The organism is Noviherbaspirillum sp. FW303-A3, from assembly GCF_058788695.1.
Genome location: NZ_JBYTAZ010000001.1, coordinates 3,604,235 through 3,617,830, shown reverse-complemented (window position 1 = coordinate 3,617,830; position 13,596 = coordinate 3,604,235). Strand labels below are relative to the sequence as shown.

Here is a 13,596-nt window from a genome sequence, read left to right as displayed (position 1 = left end):
GATATGCCCGGGGAAGCATGCCGCCCTGCAAGGCGGCACGTCGTCCCTTTACAGCGACTTGATCGTGCCCTTCGGCAACAGCGTCGCGATCGCGGCCTTCTGCGTCACGATTTCGGTGCCTTCGGCGACTTCCAGCGTCACGTAGGCGTCGGTCACCTTGGTCACCTTGCCGAGGATGCCGCCGGCGGTCACGACTTCATCTCCCTTGGCCAGCGCCTCCATCATGGACTTCTGCTCTTTCTGGCGCTTCATCTGGGGACGGATCATCAGGAAGTACAGCACGATGAACATCAGGATGATGGGCAGGAAGCTCATGAAGCTGCTTTCCGGGCCAGCGGCCGCGGCTTGCGCGTATGCGTTGGAAATGAACACGTATTACTCCTTACTATGGGATGGATCAACCCGGCATTTTAGCATTGGCCGCCGGGTTTTCCGGGATCGTCGAATTGACCCGGGAACTAGGTGAATTCGGCACGAAATGCGCCGGTTCGGGAGACGAACCGGCGGAAGCGGGAAGCTCAGATGCCGCGGGCGCGGTCCGACTGGAACTGCACGACAAAGGCCTGGAAACGGTCGGCGTCGATGGCCGCACGCATCTCGCGCATCAGCTGCAGGTAGTAGTGCAGGTTGTGGATGGTGTTGAGGCGCGCGCCGAGGATCTCGCCGGCCCGGTGCAGGTGGTACAGGTAGGCGCGCGAGAAATTGCGGCAGGTATAGCATTCGCAGGTTTCGTCGAGCGGCTTGTCGTCGTCCTTATAGCGCGCATTCTTGATCTTCAGGTCGCCGAAGCGGGTGAACAGCCAGCCGTTGCGGGCATTGCGGGTGGGCATCACGCAGTCGAACATGTCGACGCCGTTCGCCACGCCCGCCACCAGGTCTTCCGGCGTGCCGACACCCATCAGGTAGTGCGGTTTGTCGGCCGGCAGGCGCGGGCCGACGTGCTCCAGCACGCGCATCATGTCTTCCTTCGGCTCGCCGACCGAGAGGCCGCCGATCGCGTAACCTTCGAAGCCAACCTCCTGCAATCCGGCCAGCGATTCGTCCCGCAGGTGCTCGAACATGCCGCCCTGCACGATGCCGAACAGCGCATTGGGATTTTCTCCCTTGTCGAACTCGTCGCGCGAGCGTTTTGCCCAGCGCAGGGACATGCGCATGGATTTTCCCGCTTCCGCTTCGGTCGCCGGACGGCCGTCGATTTCATACGGCGTGCACTCGTCGAACTGCATCACGATGTCGGAATTGAGCACGCGCTGGATCTGCATCGAGATTTCGGGCGAGAGGAAGAGCTTGTCGCCGTTGATGGGCGAGGCGAACTTGACGCCCTCTTCCGTGATCTTGCGCATCGCGCCCAGCGAGAACACCTGGAAGCCGCCCGAATCGGTGAGGATGGGCTTGGTCCAGCCGATGAAGCGGTGCAGGCCATCGAACTTGCCGACCACGTCCAGCCCGGGACGCAGCCACAGGTGGAAGGTATTGCCGAGGATGATCTGGGCGCCGACTTCATGCAATTCTTCCGGCGACATCGCCTTGACGGAACCATAGGTGCCGACCGGCATGAAGATGGGAGTCTCGACCACGCCGTGGTTGAGCGTCAGGCGGCCGCGACGGGCCTTGCCGTCGGTCTTGAGGAGTTTGAAGTTCAGCATTCTTTGTTTCTTGTGAGGAGCATGGCGTCGCCATAACTGAAGAAGCGGTAGCGCTTCTCGATGGCGTGCGCGTAGGCATTACGGATCTGCTGGTAGCCGGCGAAAGCCGATACCAGCATCAACAGTGTCGATTTCGGCAGGTGGAAGTTGGTGATCATGCGATCAACAGTCTTGAACGCGTAGCCCGGCGTGATGAACAGGTTGGTATCCGCGCTGCCCGCCACGAGTTCACCGGATTGCGACGCGGATTCCAGCGCGCGCATGCTGGTGGTGCCGACTGCCACGACCTTGCGTCCGTCGGCATGTGCCGCCCGCACCGCATCGACCGTCTCCTGCGGGATCGTGTACCACTCGCTGTGCATCTTGTGCTCGGCGAGGTTCTCGGTGCGCACCGGCTGGAAGGTGCCGGCGCCGACATGCAGCGTCACATAGGCAAACCGCACGCCCTTGTCGCGCAGCTTGTCCAGCAAGGGCTGGTCGAAATGCAGGCCTGCCGTCGGCGCAGCAACCGCGCCCGGTTCCTTCGCGTAGACGGTCTGGTAACGCTTCTCGTCGAATTCGTCGGCGCTGTGCTCGATATACGGCGGCAGCGGCAGGCGGCCATGCGCCTCGATCAGGTCGAACACATCGGCGGGAAATTGCAGCGTAAAGAACTCGCCCGCGCGCTCTCCCACCGTCACGTCGAAGGCATCGGCCAGGCGGATCGTGCTGCCGGCCTTGGGCGACTTCGATGCGCGCACCTGCGCCAGCACGTGGCGCGTATCGAGCACGCGTTCTACCAGCACCTCGACCTTGCCGCCGCTGTCTTTTGCGCCGAAGAAGCGCGCCTTCAGCACGCGCGTGTTGTTGAAGACCAGCAGGTCGCCGGGCGAAAGCAAATCGATGATCTCCGCGAACGAGCGGTCGATCAGCGTGTCACCGTCCACATGCAACAGCCGCGACGCGCTGCGCTCGGGCAGTGGCAATTGCGCAATCAGTTCCTGCGGCAGGTGAAAATCAAAGTCGGAAAGCGAATACATGCGTCAGAATGGCACGGAACGGCGTTGAAGTCGGCATCTGCGCTTGACAGAATTGCCATACAATCTTCAACCGAGATAAAACCCGCTATTTTACGCCCTGCAGCACGAATCACATGCCCGCCCCGAAGCGAAAATCCGCCGCACAGGAAAAAGCCAACACAACCGCCGCCAAACTGGCGCGGCTCGGGCTGCGCACCGACATGGACCTGGCGCTGCACCTGCCGCTGCGCTATGAGGATGAGACCCAGGTGCTGCCGATCAAGGAAGCAGGCTTCATGGGTGGCACGTCGGCGCAGGTCGAAGGCGTGGTGACGAATTGCGATATCCAGTACCGCCCCCGCCGCCAGCTGGTGGTGACCATCGCCGACGACACCGGCCAACTCGTGATGCGCTTCCTGAATTTCTACGGCAGCCAGGTCAAGCAGCTTGCTGCCGGCACGCGCGTGCGGGCACGCGGTGAAGTGCGGCACGGCTTCTTCGGCGCGGAGATGGTCCATCCCACGTACAAGGTAGTGGAAGAAGGCGCCCCGCTGCCGGACGCATTGACCCCCGTATACCCGGCGGGCGAAGGCCTGTCCCAAGCCTACCTGCGCAAGGCGATCGCCAATGCCCTGACCCGCGTCGACTGGCGCGACACGCTCTCGCCCGCGCTGCTTGCGGAACTGAAGCTGCAGCCCTTCGAGCCGTCGGTCCGCCTGCTGCACAACCCGCCGCCGGATGTCAGCGAGCACGCGCTGCTGGACCGTTCGCATCCCGCGTGGGTACGCATGAAGTTCGACGAACTGCTGGCGCAGCAGCTGTCCCTGAAACGGGCACAGGCCGCGCGCCGCGCCAAGGGCGCCGCCGCGCTCCCGGTCATCGGTGAGCTATCCCGCTCCCTGATGCAGGCCCTGCCCTTCACGCTGACCGGCGCGCAGCAGCGCGTGCTGGCGGAAATCCGCGCCGACCTGCGCGAGTCCTTCCCGATGCAGCGCCTGCTGCAAGGCGATGTCGGCAGCGGCAAGACCGTCGTTGCCGCGCTGGCCGCCGCCCAGGCAATCGACAGCGGCTTCCAGGCCGCCCTGATGGCGCCCACCGAAATCCTGGCCGAACAGCATTTCCGCAAGATCGCGCAATGGATGGAACCGCTGGGCGTGAAAGTCGCCTGGCTGACCGGCAGCCTGAAGAAGAAGGAAAAGCTGGAAGCGCAGGGCCGCGTGGAGTCAGGCGACGCGCAACTGGTGATCGGCACGCATGCGCTGATCCAGGAAGGGGTGGAATTCGCGAAACTGGGTCTCGTCATCGTCGACGAGCAGCACCGTTTCGGCGTCGGCCAGCGGCTGGCGTTGCGCAACAAGGGGCTGGATGCGGACACCGTGCCGCACCAGTTGATGATGTCGGCCACGCCCATTCCGCGCACGCTGGCCATGACGTATTACGCCGACCTTGAAGTGTCGGTGATCGATGAACTGCCGCCCGGCCGCACGCCCATCGTCACCCGCATCGTGGACCAGAACCGGCGCGACCAGGTCATCGAACGCGTCCACGCCGCCGCGCAGGAAGGCCGGCAGGTGTACTGGGTCTGCCCGCTGATCGAGGAATCCGAGGCGCTGCAATTGCAGACCGCCACCGACACCCACGCGACACTGGCCGCCGAGCTGGCCGACCTGCGCGTCGGCCTCGTGCACGGCCGCATGAAACCGGCCGAGAAACAGATCGTGATGGATGCCTTCTCGCGCGGCGAAGTGCACGTGCTCGTCGCCACGACCGTCATTGAAGTCGGCGTGGACGTGCCAAATGCCTCCCTGATGGTGATCGAACACGCCGAGCGATTCGGCCTGTCGCAATTGCACCAGTTGCGCGGCCGCGTCGGACGGGGTTCTGCCGCCAGCGTCTGCCTGCTGCTGTACCAGAGCCCGCTCGGCCCGGTGGCGAAGCAGCGCCTGATGACCATGCGCGAGACGACGGACGGCTTCGAAATCGCCCGCCGCGACCTCGAAATCCGCGGTCCGGGCGAATTCCTCGGGGCACGGCAGTCAGGCCAGGCCATGCTGCGCTTTGCCGACCTGCAGACCGACCAGTGGCTGGTGGAAAAGGCACGGGACCTTGCCCAGACCTTGCTCCGGGACGACCTTGCGACGGTCGAGGCCCATCTGGCCCGCTGGCTGGGCGGACGCGAAGAATTCCTGAAGGTTTAGTCCGCCTCCCCGCATTGCCGCATGCAATCCTTTGCTTTTTGGCATAGTCTTTATACTATGATCATTACCGGCAGCGACCAGACCTTGTCCTACACAGAAGAGGCGAGCGTACCCTTATGACACTTACCGAACTCAAATACATCGTTGCGGTCGCGCGGGAAAAGCACTTCGGGCATGCCGCCGAGGCCTGTTTCGTCGCCCAGCCCACCCTCTCCGTCGCGATCAAGAAACTCGAGGACGAACTCGGCGTCGTGATCTTCGAACGCGGCGGCACCGAGATTTCCATGACGCCGCTGGGCTCCCAGATCGTCGCCCAGGCCGAACGCGTGCTGGAGCAAACGGCCGCCATCAAGGAAATCGCCAAGCAGAACAAGGACCCCCTCGCCGGCCCGCTGCGCCTCGGGGTGATCTATACCATCGCGCCCTACCTGCTGCCGCCACTGGTCAAGACCATGATCGAGCGCGTGCCGCAGATGCCGCTGGTGCTGCAGGAAAATTTCACCACGCGCCTGATCGAACTGCTGCGCCAGGGCGAACTGGACGCCGCCATCATGGCCCTGCCGTTCGCCGACCAGGGGCTGGTTGTGCAACCGCTGTATGACGAACCCTTTGTCGTGGCGCTGCCCAAGCACCATCCCTGGGCCGACCGGTCGACGATCAAGGCGGAAGACCTGAAATCGGAAACCATGCTCCTGCTGGGCAACGGCCATTGCTTCCGCGACCAGGTATTGGAAGTGTGTCCGGAAATGTCACGCTTTTCGACCAGCGGCGACGGCATTGCCCGCACCTTCGAAGGCTCGTCGCTGGAAACCATTCGCCACATGGTCGCCTCGGGGATCGGCATTACCGTCCTTCCCAAGGCATCGGTGCCCGACATGCAATCGCGCGACGGCATGCTGCGCTACGTCCCGTTCGCCGAGCCGAGCCCGTCGCGCCGCGTCGTCATCGCCTGGCGCAAGAGCTTTACCCGCCGACCCGCCATCGAGGCCATCCGCGACGCCGTCCTGTCCTGCGACCTGCATGGGGCGACCATGCTGCAGGAGGCCGAAACCGCCGAAGCCTGAAGTTCAGGCTTCCAGCCGGTGCGTCGTCTTCGGGTCGAACCAGTGCACGGCCGTGGCGTCGTAACCGGCCTGGAGCGTCTCGCCGACTTGGGCATGTACGTTGGACGGCGCCCGGAGGACAAGCGGCAGTCCGCCCGCCGTGCCATGGACGAGCACGTCCGCCCCGAGCGCCTCCACCATCTCCACCTGAAAACTCAATCCCGGCTTCCCGAGCTGCATGTGTTCCGGCCGGATGCCGAGGATGCACTCCCGGTTCTGCATTGACCCCGCCGGCACCGGCAAGGCGGCACTTGCACCGTTCCCCAGCTCGAACCACGCTCCGTCGCTGCTGACCTTGCCCGGCAACAGGTTCATCGGCGGCGATCCGATGAACCCGGCGACAAAGGTCGTGGCCGGCCTGCCGTAAACCTCCGCAGGCGTGCCGATCTGCTCCGCGCGTCCCGCATTCATCACGATCATGCGCTGGCCCAGCGTCATGGCCTCGACCTGGTCATGCGTCACATAGAGGCTGGTGGTGCCGAGCGCGCGATGCAGTTTCTGGATTTCCAGCCGCATCTGCACGCGCAACTTGGCGTCGAGGTTGGACAAGGGCTCGTCGAACAGGAACACCGCCGGTTCGCGCACGATCGCCCGCCCCATTGCCACGCGCTGCCGCTGGCCGCCGGAGAGCTGGCGCGGTGTGCGGTCGAGCAGCGCGCCCAGTTCCAGGATCTTCGCTGCCTTCTGCACGCGGCTGTCGATATCGGCCTTTGAAAAGCGCCGGATCTTCAATCCGTAGGCCATGTTCTCGTACACGCTCATGTGCGGATACAGCGCGTAATTCTGGAACACCATCGCGATGTCGCGGTCTTTCGGTTCCAGTTCGTTGACGACGCGGTCGCCAATGACGATATCGCCGCCGGTAATTTCCTCCAGCCCGGCCACCATGCGCAGCAGTGTCGACTTGCCGCAGCCCGACGGACCGACCATGACGATGAATTCGCCGTCGGCGATATCGATCGAGATGCCATGGATGACCTCGACTGCCTTGGCGCCTTTGCCGTAGGTCTTGGTAATGTTTTTCAGGTGGACTTGTGCCATATGCCTAACAACTCATTAAACGCCACTGGATCCCGGCCTGCGCCGGGATGACGGCACTGTTTCCAATCGCGCTTTGCGCTCTTGGACATTGCCGTCACTTTTCCGAATCAACCAATCCCTTGACGAACCACTTCTGCATGATCACCACGACTAGCCCCGGCGGCAGCATGGCCAGGATGAGCGTTGCCATCACCATGTTCCATTCGGGTGCCGCGTCGCCGCCGGCAATCATCGTCTTGATGCCAATGCCGATCGGATACATGCCCTGCTCCGTCGCCACCAGCAGCGGCCAGAGATACTGGTTCCAGCCATAGATGAACATGATGACGAACAACGCAATCACATTGGTGCGCGACAGCGGCCACAAGACATCCCTGAAGAAGCGCAGCGGCCCCGCGCCGTCGATGCGCGCCGCCTCGGCCAGCTCGTCCGGGACGGTGAGAAAGAACTGCCGGAACAGAAAGGTCGCCGTCGCCGACGCGATCAGCGGAACGGTCAAGCCTGCGTAACTGTTGAGCATGCGCAGGTCGGAGACGACCTGGTAGGTTGGCGTGATGCGCACTTCCACCGGCAGCATCAGGGTGATGAAGATCATCCAGAAAAACATCGACCGCCCCGGGAATCGGAAGTACACGATGGCGAAGGCGGACAGCATCGAGATAGAAATTTTTCCTATCGCAATCACGAGCGCCGATACCAGGCTGACCCACATCATGCGTCCGACAGGTGGCGCCGTGATATAGCCGGATGCGCCTTCGACAATGACAGCGGAGTAATTGGCGAGGAACCGGTCTCCCGGCACCAGCGACAACGGCGCCATTGCCGCCTGCTCGGCAGTTTGCGTGCTGGCGACAAAAGCGACGTAAATCGGGAAAGCAACGATGGCGACGCCGAGTATCAGCACAAGGTGACTGATGAAATCAAGGACAGGGCGACGTTCGATCATGAGTACTGCACCTTCCGTTCAACATACTTGAACTGCAGCACCGTCAGCGTGATCACGATGGCCATCAGCACCACCGACTGCGCCGCCGCGCTGCCAAGATCGCCGCCCTTGAAGCCGTCATGGAACACCTTGTACACCAGGATCTCGGTCTCCTTGCCCGGGCCGCCGTGCGTCGTGGCCTCGATGATCGCGAAGGTGTCGAAGAAGGAGTACACGATGTTGATCACCAGCAGAAAGAAGGTCGTCGGCGACAGCAGCGGAAAGACGATGGTGAAGAAGCGCCGCACCGGCCCCGCGCCATCGATTGCCGCCGCTTCGATCAGCGATTTCGGAATCGCCTGCAGGCCCGCGAGGAAGAACAGGAAGGTCTTGTAGATCGCCGCCCCCTTGACGACGCGGTCGGCAAACACGGCCAGGACCAGCGACAGCGACAGCCCGATGCAGGCGACCAGCACGGAGAACATGGCCGTGGTCTTGAAGGACTCGAGGTAATTCCCGTCGTTGAACAGGTCGCGGAAGTTGTCGAACCAGACGAACTCGGAGGACACGCCGAACGCGTCCTGCATCAGCACCGACTGGTACAGCGCCTGGGCGGCCGGCCAGAAGAAGAACAGCAGGGTGATGAGGATCTGGGGCGCCACCAGTGCATAGGGCAGCCAGGCGGACCTGAAGCGCGCGCGTTTTTCCATTGCTCTCCGGACGGGACGGGATCCGCAGGACGGATCCCGCTGATCGCCTTACTTGTTGGTCTTCTCGAAGCGCACCAGCAGCTCGTTGCCGCGCTTGACGGCGGTATCGAGCGCCTCTTTGGCTGTCTTCTTGCCGTTCCAGACCTGCTCCAGTTCCTCGTCGACGATGGTACGGATCTGCACGAAGCTGCCGAGGCGGATGCCGCGCGACTTCGCCGTGGTCTTGACGATCATCTGCTGCACCGGCACTTGCGGTCCCGGCGACTTCTCGTAGAAGCCCGACTGCTTGGTCAGCTCGTACGCCGCGGTGGTAATCGGCAGGTAGCCGGTCTCCTGGTGCCATTTGGCCTGCACTTCCGGCTGCGACAGGAACTTGAAGAACTTCGCGACCGCCTTGTATTCGTCCGTCTTCTTGCCGCTCATCACCCACAACGACGCGCCGCCGATGATGGTGTTCTGCGGGGCGCCCTGCACTTCGCTGTAGTACGGCAGGGGCGACACGGCGAACTTGAACTTCGCATTCTTGTTGATGTTGGCGTAGGCCGAACTGGACGAGGTCAGCATCGCGCATTCGCCCGAATAGAACTTGGCTTCCGGCTCGTTCTTGCGGCCGGCATAGGTGAAGTAGCCCTGCTTTGCCCAGTTCGACAGGTTCTCGATGTGCTTGACGTGCAGCGGGCTGTTGAACGACAGCCGTGCATCCAGTCCGCCGAAGCCATTGTTCTTCGTCGCGAACTCGACGTTATGCCAGGCCGAGAAATTCTCCAGGTGCACCCAGGACTGCCAGCCGGTCGTATAGGCGCACTTCTCGCCGCTGGCCTTGAGCTTGGCGGCGGCGGACAGCACTTCCTGCCAGGTGGACGGCGCCTTGTTCGGGTCCAGTCCTGCCTTGGCGAACATGTCCTTGTTGTAATAGAAGACGGTGGTCGAGCTGTTGAACGGGAAGGACACCATGTCGCCCTTGGGCGAGGTGTAATAGCCGGCGACGGCGGGAACGTACACGGATGGGTCGAACTTCTCGCCGGCGGTCTTCATCACTTCGGTGACCGGCACGATTGCGCCCTTCGAGTACATCATGGTGGCGGTGCCGACCTCGAACACCTGCAGGATGTGCGGCGCGTTGCCCGCGCGGTAGGCGGCGATCGCGGCGGCCATCGCCTCGTCGTAGCTGCCCTTGAAGACCGGATTGACCTTGTATTCCGACTGGCTCTTGTTGAACTGGTCCGCGAGGTTGTTGACCCGTTCGCCGAGCGCGCCCTGCATGGAATGCCACCAGCTGATCTCGGTGGCGGCATGGGCAGTGGCGCCGGCCATGGCAAACATTCCCGCGGCAAAAAGCGGTTTCAATGCATATCGCATGGTTGTCTCCGTCCAAAATTTGTATGCTAGTCATCTCATGTGACCGTTGCATTACGATAACTTAAACCTTGTGCATGCCGCTTATAATTCGATTTTGCAGCGCAAAAACCGACCATGAACCGACTCGCCCTGTACGCCCGACTGATCCGCATCGACAAACCCATCGGCATCCTGCTCCTGCTGTGGCCGACCCTCTCGGCCCTCTGGCTGGCGTCGAACGGACATCCGGACTGGAAGCTGGTCGCCATTTTCACGGTCGGCACCATCCTCATGCGCTCGGCCGGCTGCGCGATCAATGACTTCGCCGATCGCGACTTCGACAAGCATGTCAAACGGACGGCGGAAAGGCCTTTGACCAGCGGCAAGATCGCCGCGTGGGAAGCGGTCATGGTGGCGGTGGTGCTGTCACTGGTTTCGTTCGCGCTGATCCTGCCGCTGAACACGCTGACCAAGCAACTGTCCGTGGCGGCGGTCCTGATCGCGGGCAGCTATCCGTACTTCAAGCGTTTCTTTGCCATTCCGCAGGCCTACCTGGGCATCGCCTTCGGCTTCGGCATCCCGATGGCCTTCGCCGCCGTGCAGGACACGGTGCCCGCCGCCGCCTGGATGCTGCTCATCGCCAATGTCTTCTGGGCCGTGGCGTACGACACCGAATATGCAATGGTCGACCGCGACGATGACTTGAAGATCGGCATCAAGACCTCCGCCATCACCTTCGGCCGCTTCGACGTCATGGCCGTCATGGTGTGCTACGCCGTGGCCTTTGTCATCATCCTCGTGGTCGGACTGGAATACGGCCTGCACGCGTGGTTCGTTGCCGGCATCCTCGTCGCGATCGGCTGTGCCGCCTACCACTACGTCCTGATCCGGGGCCGCGACCGCATGCGCTGCTTCACCGCCTTCCGCCACAACAACTGGCTCGGCGCGGCGATCTTTGGCGGCATTGCGCTCGACTACGCATTGCGATAGCGGGTTTGACCCCTCGCAAGATGCCGCTCGTCCTGTTGCTTACACTCAAAGTCGGTCTGACTAACACAGGAGTGCACGATGGAGACGATTGGATTGGGTGGCGATATCCGCGACCGCTTGCTTGAAGACCTGCGGCTGGTGATCAAGGATGCCGAAGACCTGCTTCGCAGCAGCGGGCAGCAACTGGATGATGGTTACCGCGTCGCGCGCGCACGGTTCGAATCGACGCTGAGTGATGCGAGGAGCAGCCTGTCCGGCCTGGAAGAGCGTGTCGCCGAAGGCGCGCGCGACGCGCTCGACACGACGCAGCAGTATGTGAAGGAAAATCCCTGGCAGGCCGTCGGCATCGGCGCACTGACCGGGCTGGCCATCGGCCTGCTGATCGGGCGCCGCTAAGCGCATGATGATCGCGGAATCCGCGTCGCGCCTCGCGGCGACCTTGCTTGCCATCGTCCAGAACCGGGTCGAACTGGCCTCCACGGAGCTTGAGGAAGAGTCGCTGCGCTATTTCTCCTGCCTCATGCTGTCGCTGGCGGCGATGTTCTGTCTGGGCATCGCGGTCGTGCTCGGCGTCATGCTTGCCGTCGTCCTGTACTGGGACTCGCATCGTGTCGCCATCCTGGCTGGTCTGATTGCGCTTTTCGGCGGTACGTCGGTGGCGATTGCGCTGCGGGTGCGGCGGCAGTACCGGTCGAAGCCGCGCTTGCTGGGGCATACGATGTCGGAGCTGTCGCGGGATTCCGAACTCTTGCAGCCGCGCGCATGAAGACGCGCGCGGAATTCCTGGCGTGGAAACGGCGGCAGTTGCTGGCCGAGAGCGGCGCGCTCCGCAGCGAGCTTGAACAGCAATTGCGCCCCTGGACCTACCGGCTTGAATCGCTGGAATCGGGTCTGCGCATCGTCGCGCGCATCCGCCAGCATCCGGGATGGATTGCCGGCGCGGCGGCGGCAATCCTGCTGTTGACGCCGCGCCGCCTGTCGTCGCTTTTCCGGCTCGGCGTATCCGGACTGCGTTCATGGCAGTCCATCGCGCCGACAGTAATGGCGATGATCGCGCGCCTGCGCTGATCAATCCTTGCCGAATTCCTCGCCCAGTTCCTTGCCGCGCGCTGCGGCCGCCTTCAGCGCCTTGACGATGGCCTCCTTCACGCCGCTGGCATCCATGCTGGTCAAGGCCGCATAGGTCGTGCCGCCTTTGGAAGTCACGCGCTCGCGCAGCACCGACACCGGATCGGTCGAGTTCGCGGCAAGCTGGGCTGCGCCGACAAAGGTCTCGATGGCGAGCTGGTTGCCCTGCTCCGCGGTCAATCCCATTTCCTGCGCGGCCTGCTGCATCGCTTCAATGAAATAGAACACATAGGCGGGACCGCTGCCGGATACCGCCGTCACAGGATCGATCAAGGACTCGTCGTCGAGCCAGACGGTCGCACCCACCGCACGCATGATGGAATCGGCGGCATCGCGCAGCTCCTTCGACACGCCGGACGTCGCCACCATGCCGGTGATGCCCTTGCCGATCAGCGCCGGGGTGTTGGGCATGGTGCGTACGATGACATCGTGGCCGCCGAGCCAGCGCGACAGGTCGACCGCGCGGATGCCCGCCGCGATCGACAGGACGAGTTGTCTGGAGACGTGCGGGCGCAACTGCTGCACCACGCCCTTCATCTGCTGCGGCTTCACCGAGAGCACGATGACGTCGCACTTCGCCAGCGCCGCATCGATCTGCTGCGCGGAGGTCACGCCGAACTGCGACTGCAATTTCTGCAATGCGTCCGCGTTCGGATCGACCACATGGATATTCGCGCCCGCGGTCAGTTTGCCGGCCAGTCCGCCAATCAGTGCCGACGCCATGTTGCCGCCGCCGATGAAGCCGATTTTCAAGTTATTTTGCATACGTCCTCTGTCCAAAAATAGCCGTCCCCACACGCACGATCGTCGCGCCTTCCGCGATCGCCGCATCCATATCCGCCGACATGCCCATCGAGAGCGTGTCCAGCGCCAATCCTTCCTCGTTCAGTTGGTCGAACAGCTGCCGCAGTTTCCGGAACGGCTCGCGCTGACGCTCGGCATCGTCAGCCGGTTCGGGAATCGCCATCAGCCCACGCAGCTTCAGGTTCGGCAGCCCGATGATCGCTTTCGCCACTGCCGCGACGTCGTGCGGCGCGACGCCGCTCTTGGTGTCCTCGCCGCTGATATTCACCTGCAGGCAGATGTTCAAGGCCGGCAAGTGCGCCGGGCGCTGCTCCGACAGTCGATGCGCGATCTTTTCCCGGTCGACCGAATGCACCCAGTCGAAATGCTCGGCAATCGGTCTTGTCTTGTTGCTCTGTATCGGACCGATGAAGTGCCATTCAAGCTTCAGGTCCGGACGGGACGCATGGATCGATGCCATCTTGTCCACGGCTTCCTGCAAGTAGTTCTCTCCGAATGCGCGCTGGCCGGCAGCGGCGGCGTCGACGACGGCATCGGCCCCGAAGGTCTTTGACACGGCGAGAAGCTGCACGGTTTGGGGATCACGCAACGCTGCGCGCGCCCCGGCCGCGATACGGTCCCGCACGGCTTGCAAGTTGTGGGAAATTGGAGACATAATCAATTTACTCAAGGCAATGCCGATGCCCGTGACCGGCATTGCTTATTTACTTACGGC

15 protein-coding genes are annotated in these 13,596 nt (G+C 62.9%); 6 read left to right on the top strand and 9 right to left on the bottom strand.

What is annotated here, in order from left to right; translation table 11 throughout:
- Positions 1-48: 48 nt before the first annotated feature.
- The 3 genes from yajC to queA form a co-directional block, all read right to left on the bottom strand.
- Positions 49-315 (bottom strand): preprotein translocase subunit YajC, encoded by a 267-nt coding sequence (gene yajC / locus AC3WOY_RS17500; protein WP_492429343.1) that lies wholly within the window; start codon positions 313-315, stop codon positions 49-51.
- Positions 316-518: 203 nt separating this feature from the next.
- Positions 519-1,646, bottom strand: coding sequence for a tRNA guanosine(34) transglycosylase Tgt (tgt, locus tag AC3WOY_RS17495; protein ID WP_492426011.1), 1,128 nt, complete (start codon positions 1,644-1,646; stop codon positions 519-521).
- Complete coding sequence (gene queA / locus AC3WOY_RS17490; RefSeq protein ID WP_492426009.1) at positions 1,640-2,665, bottom strand: tRNA preQ1(34) S-adenosylmethionine ribosyltransferase-isomerase QueA; 1,026 nt, start codon at positions 2,663-2,665, stop codon at positions 1,640-1,642. The genes tgt and queA overlap by 7 nt, the downstream gene beginning before the upstream one ends.
- A 113-nt stretch (positions 2,666-2,778) precedes the next feature.
- Between queA and recG the strand changes: the two genes are divergently transcribed.
- Positions 2,779-4,842, top strand: a complete 2,064-nt coding sequence (gene recG / locus AC3WOY_RS17485) for an ATP-dependent DNA helicase RecG (protein ID WP_492426007.1) — start codon at positions 2,779-2,781, stop codon at positions 4,840-4,842.
- 116 nt (positions 4,843-4,958) lie between these two features.
- Positions 4,959-5,906 carry a hydrogen peroxide-inducible genes activator gene (locus tag AC3WOY_RS17480; RefSeq protein ID WP_492426005.1) on the top strand — a complete coding sequence of 316 codons (948 nt, stop codon included), beginning with the start codon at positions 4,959-4,961 and terminating at the stop codon, positions 5,904-5,906.
- A gap of 3 nt (positions 5,907-5,909) precedes the next feature.
- Here the strand turns inward: AC3WOY_RS17480 and AC3WOY_RS17475 are convergent, their stop codons facing one another.
- The 4 genes from AC3WOY_RS17475 to ugpB form a co-directional block, all read right to left on the bottom strand.
- Positions 5,910-6,986: a sn-glycerol-3-phosphate import ATP-binding protein UgpC gene (locus AC3WOY_RS17475; protein WP_492426003.1), complete on the bottom strand. Its 1,077-nt coding sequence runs from the start codon at positions 6,984-6,986 to the stop codon at positions 5,910-5,912.
- 94 nt (positions 6,987-7,080) lie between these two features.
- Positions 7,081-7,932, bottom strand: coding sequence for a sn-glycerol-3-phosphate ABC transporter permease UgpE (ugpE, locus tag AC3WOY_RS17470; protein ID WP_492426001.1), 852 nt, complete (start codon positions 7,930-7,932; stop codon positions 7,081-7,083).
- Positions 7,929-8,621, bottom strand: coding sequence for an ABC transporter permease subunit (locus AC3WOY_RS17465; RefSeq protein WP_492425999.1), 693 nt, complete (start codon positions 8,619-8,621; stop codon positions 7,929-7,931). The genes ugpE and AC3WOY_RS17465 overlap by 4 nt, the downstream gene beginning before the upstream one ends.
- A 48-nt stretch (positions 8,622-8,669) precedes the next feature.
- Entirely contained in the window at positions 8,670-9,980 is a 1,311-nt protein-coding gene (gene ugpB / locus AC3WOY_RS17460) for a sn-glycerol-3-phosphate ABC transporter substrate-binding protein UgpB (protein WP_492425997.1), read from the bottom strand.
- A 114-nt stretch (positions 9,981-10,094) separates the two neighbouring features.
- On the opposite strand from ugpB, the gene ubiA reads away from it, so the two are divergent.
- The 4 genes from ubiA to AC3WOY_RS17440 all read left to right on the top strand — a co-directional run bounded on the left by ubiA (position 10,095) and on the right by AC3WOY_RS17440 (position 12,017).
- Positions 10,095-10,949, top strand: a complete 855-nt coding sequence (gene ubiA, locus AC3WOY_RS17455) for a 4-hydroxybenzoate octaprenyltransferase (protein WP_492425995.1) — start codon at positions 10,095-10,097, stop codon at positions 10,947-10,949.
- A gap of 78 nt (positions 10,950-11,027) precedes the next feature.
- Positions 11,028-11,345 (top strand): ElaB/YgaM/YqjD family protein, encoded by a 318-nt coding sequence (locus AC3WOY_RS17450; protein ID WP_492425993.1) that lies wholly within the window; start codon positions 11,028-11,030, stop codon positions 11,343-11,345.
- A 4-nt stretch (positions 11,346-11,349) separates the two neighbouring features.
- On the top strand, positions 11,350-11,715 hold the full coding sequence (locus AC3WOY_RS17445; protein WP_492425991.1) for a phage holin family protein: 366 nt from the start codon (positions 11,350-11,352) through the stop codon (positions 11,713-11,715).
- Complete coding sequence (locus AC3WOY_RS17440) at positions 11,712-12,017, top strand: YqjK family protein (RefSeq protein ID WP_492425989.1); 306 nt, start codon at positions 11,712-11,714, stop codon at positions 12,015-12,017. Before AC3WOY_RS17445 ends, AC3WOY_RS17440 begins: the two co-directional genes overlap by 4 nt.
- On the opposite strand, the gene proC is transcribed toward AC3WOY_RS17440, so the two are convergent.
- On the bottom strand, positions 12,018-12,842 hold the full coding sequence (proC, locus tag AC3WOY_RS17435) for a pyrroline-5-carboxylate reductase (RefSeq protein ID WP_492425987.1): 825 nt from the start codon (positions 12,840-12,842) through the stop codon (positions 12,018-12,020).
- Positions 12,832-13,536, bottom strand: coding sequence for a YggS family pyridoxal phosphate-dependent enzyme (locus tag AC3WOY_RS17430; protein WP_492425985.1), 705 nt, complete (start codon positions 13,534-13,536; stop codon positions 12,832-12,834). Before AC3WOY_RS17430 ends, proC begins: the two co-directional genes overlap by 11 nt.
- Positions 13,537-13,596: the final 60 nt, after the last annotated feature.

What these genes read in the sequence shown, in the direction of transcription:
- AC3WOY_RS17475 (WP_492426003.1), bottom strand. Translation starts at nt 6,986, where the DNA reads ATGGCACAAGTCCACCTGAAAAACATTACCAAGACCTACGGCAAAGGC.
- AC3WOY_RS17450 (WP_492425993.1), top strand. Translation starts at nt 11,028, where the DNA reads ATGGAGACGATTGGATTGGGTGGCGATATCCGCGACCGCTTGCTTGAA.
- queA (WP_492426009.1), bottom strand. Translation starts at nt 2,665, where the DNA reads ATGTATTCGCTTTCCGACTTTGATTTTCACCTGCCGCAGGAACTGATT.
- recG (WP_492426007.1), top strand. Translation starts at nt 2,779, where the DNA reads ATGCCCGCCCCGAAGCGAAAATCCGCCGCACAGGAAAAAGCCAACACA.
- yajC (WP_492429343.1), bottom strand. Translation starts at nt 315, where the DNA reads ATGAGCTTCCTGCCCATCATCCTGATGTTCATCGTGCTGTACTTCCTG.
- AC3WOY_RS17430 (WP_492425985.1), bottom strand. Translation starts at nt 13,536, where the DNA reads ATGTCTCCAATTTCCCACAACTTGCAAGCCGTGCGGGACCGTATCGCG.
- ugpB (WP_492425997.1), bottom strand. Translation starts at nt 9,980, where the DNA reads ATGCGATATGCATTGAAACCGCTTTTTGCCGCGGGAATGTTTGCCATG.
- AC3WOY_RS17480 (WP_492426005.1), top strand. Translation starts at nt 4,959, where the DNA reads ATGACACTTACCGAACTCAAATACATCGTTGCGGTCGCGCGGGAAAAG.
- ubiA (WP_492425995.1), top strand. Translation starts at nt 10,095, where the DNA reads ATGAACCGACTCGCCCTGTACGCCCGACTGATCCGCATCGACAAACCC.
- proC (WP_492425987.1), bottom strand. Translation starts at nt 12,842, where the DNA reads ATGCAAAATAACTTGAAAATCGGCTTCATCGGCGGCGGCAACATGGCG.
- tgt (WP_492426011.1), bottom strand. Translation starts at nt 1,646, where the DNA reads ATGCTGAACTTCAAACTCCTCAAGACCGACGGCAAGGCCCGTCGCGGC.
- ugpE (WP_492426001.1), bottom strand. Translation starts at nt 7,932, where the DNA reads ATGATCGAACGTCGCCCTGTCCTTGATTTCATCAGTCACCTTGTGCTG.
- AC3WOY_RS17440 (WP_492425989.1), top strand. Translation starts at nt 11,712, where the DNA reads ATGAAGACGCGCGCGGAATTCCTGGCGTGGAAACGGCGGCAGTTGCTG.
- AC3WOY_RS17445 (WP_492425991.1), top strand. Translation starts at nt 11,350, where the DNA reads ATGATGATCGCGGAATCCGCGTCGCGCCTCGCGGCGACCTTGCTTGCC.
- AC3WOY_RS17465 (WP_492425999.1), bottom strand. Translation starts at nt 8,621, where the DNA reads ATGGAAAAACGCGCGCGCTTCAGGTCCGCCTGGCTGCCCTATGCACTG.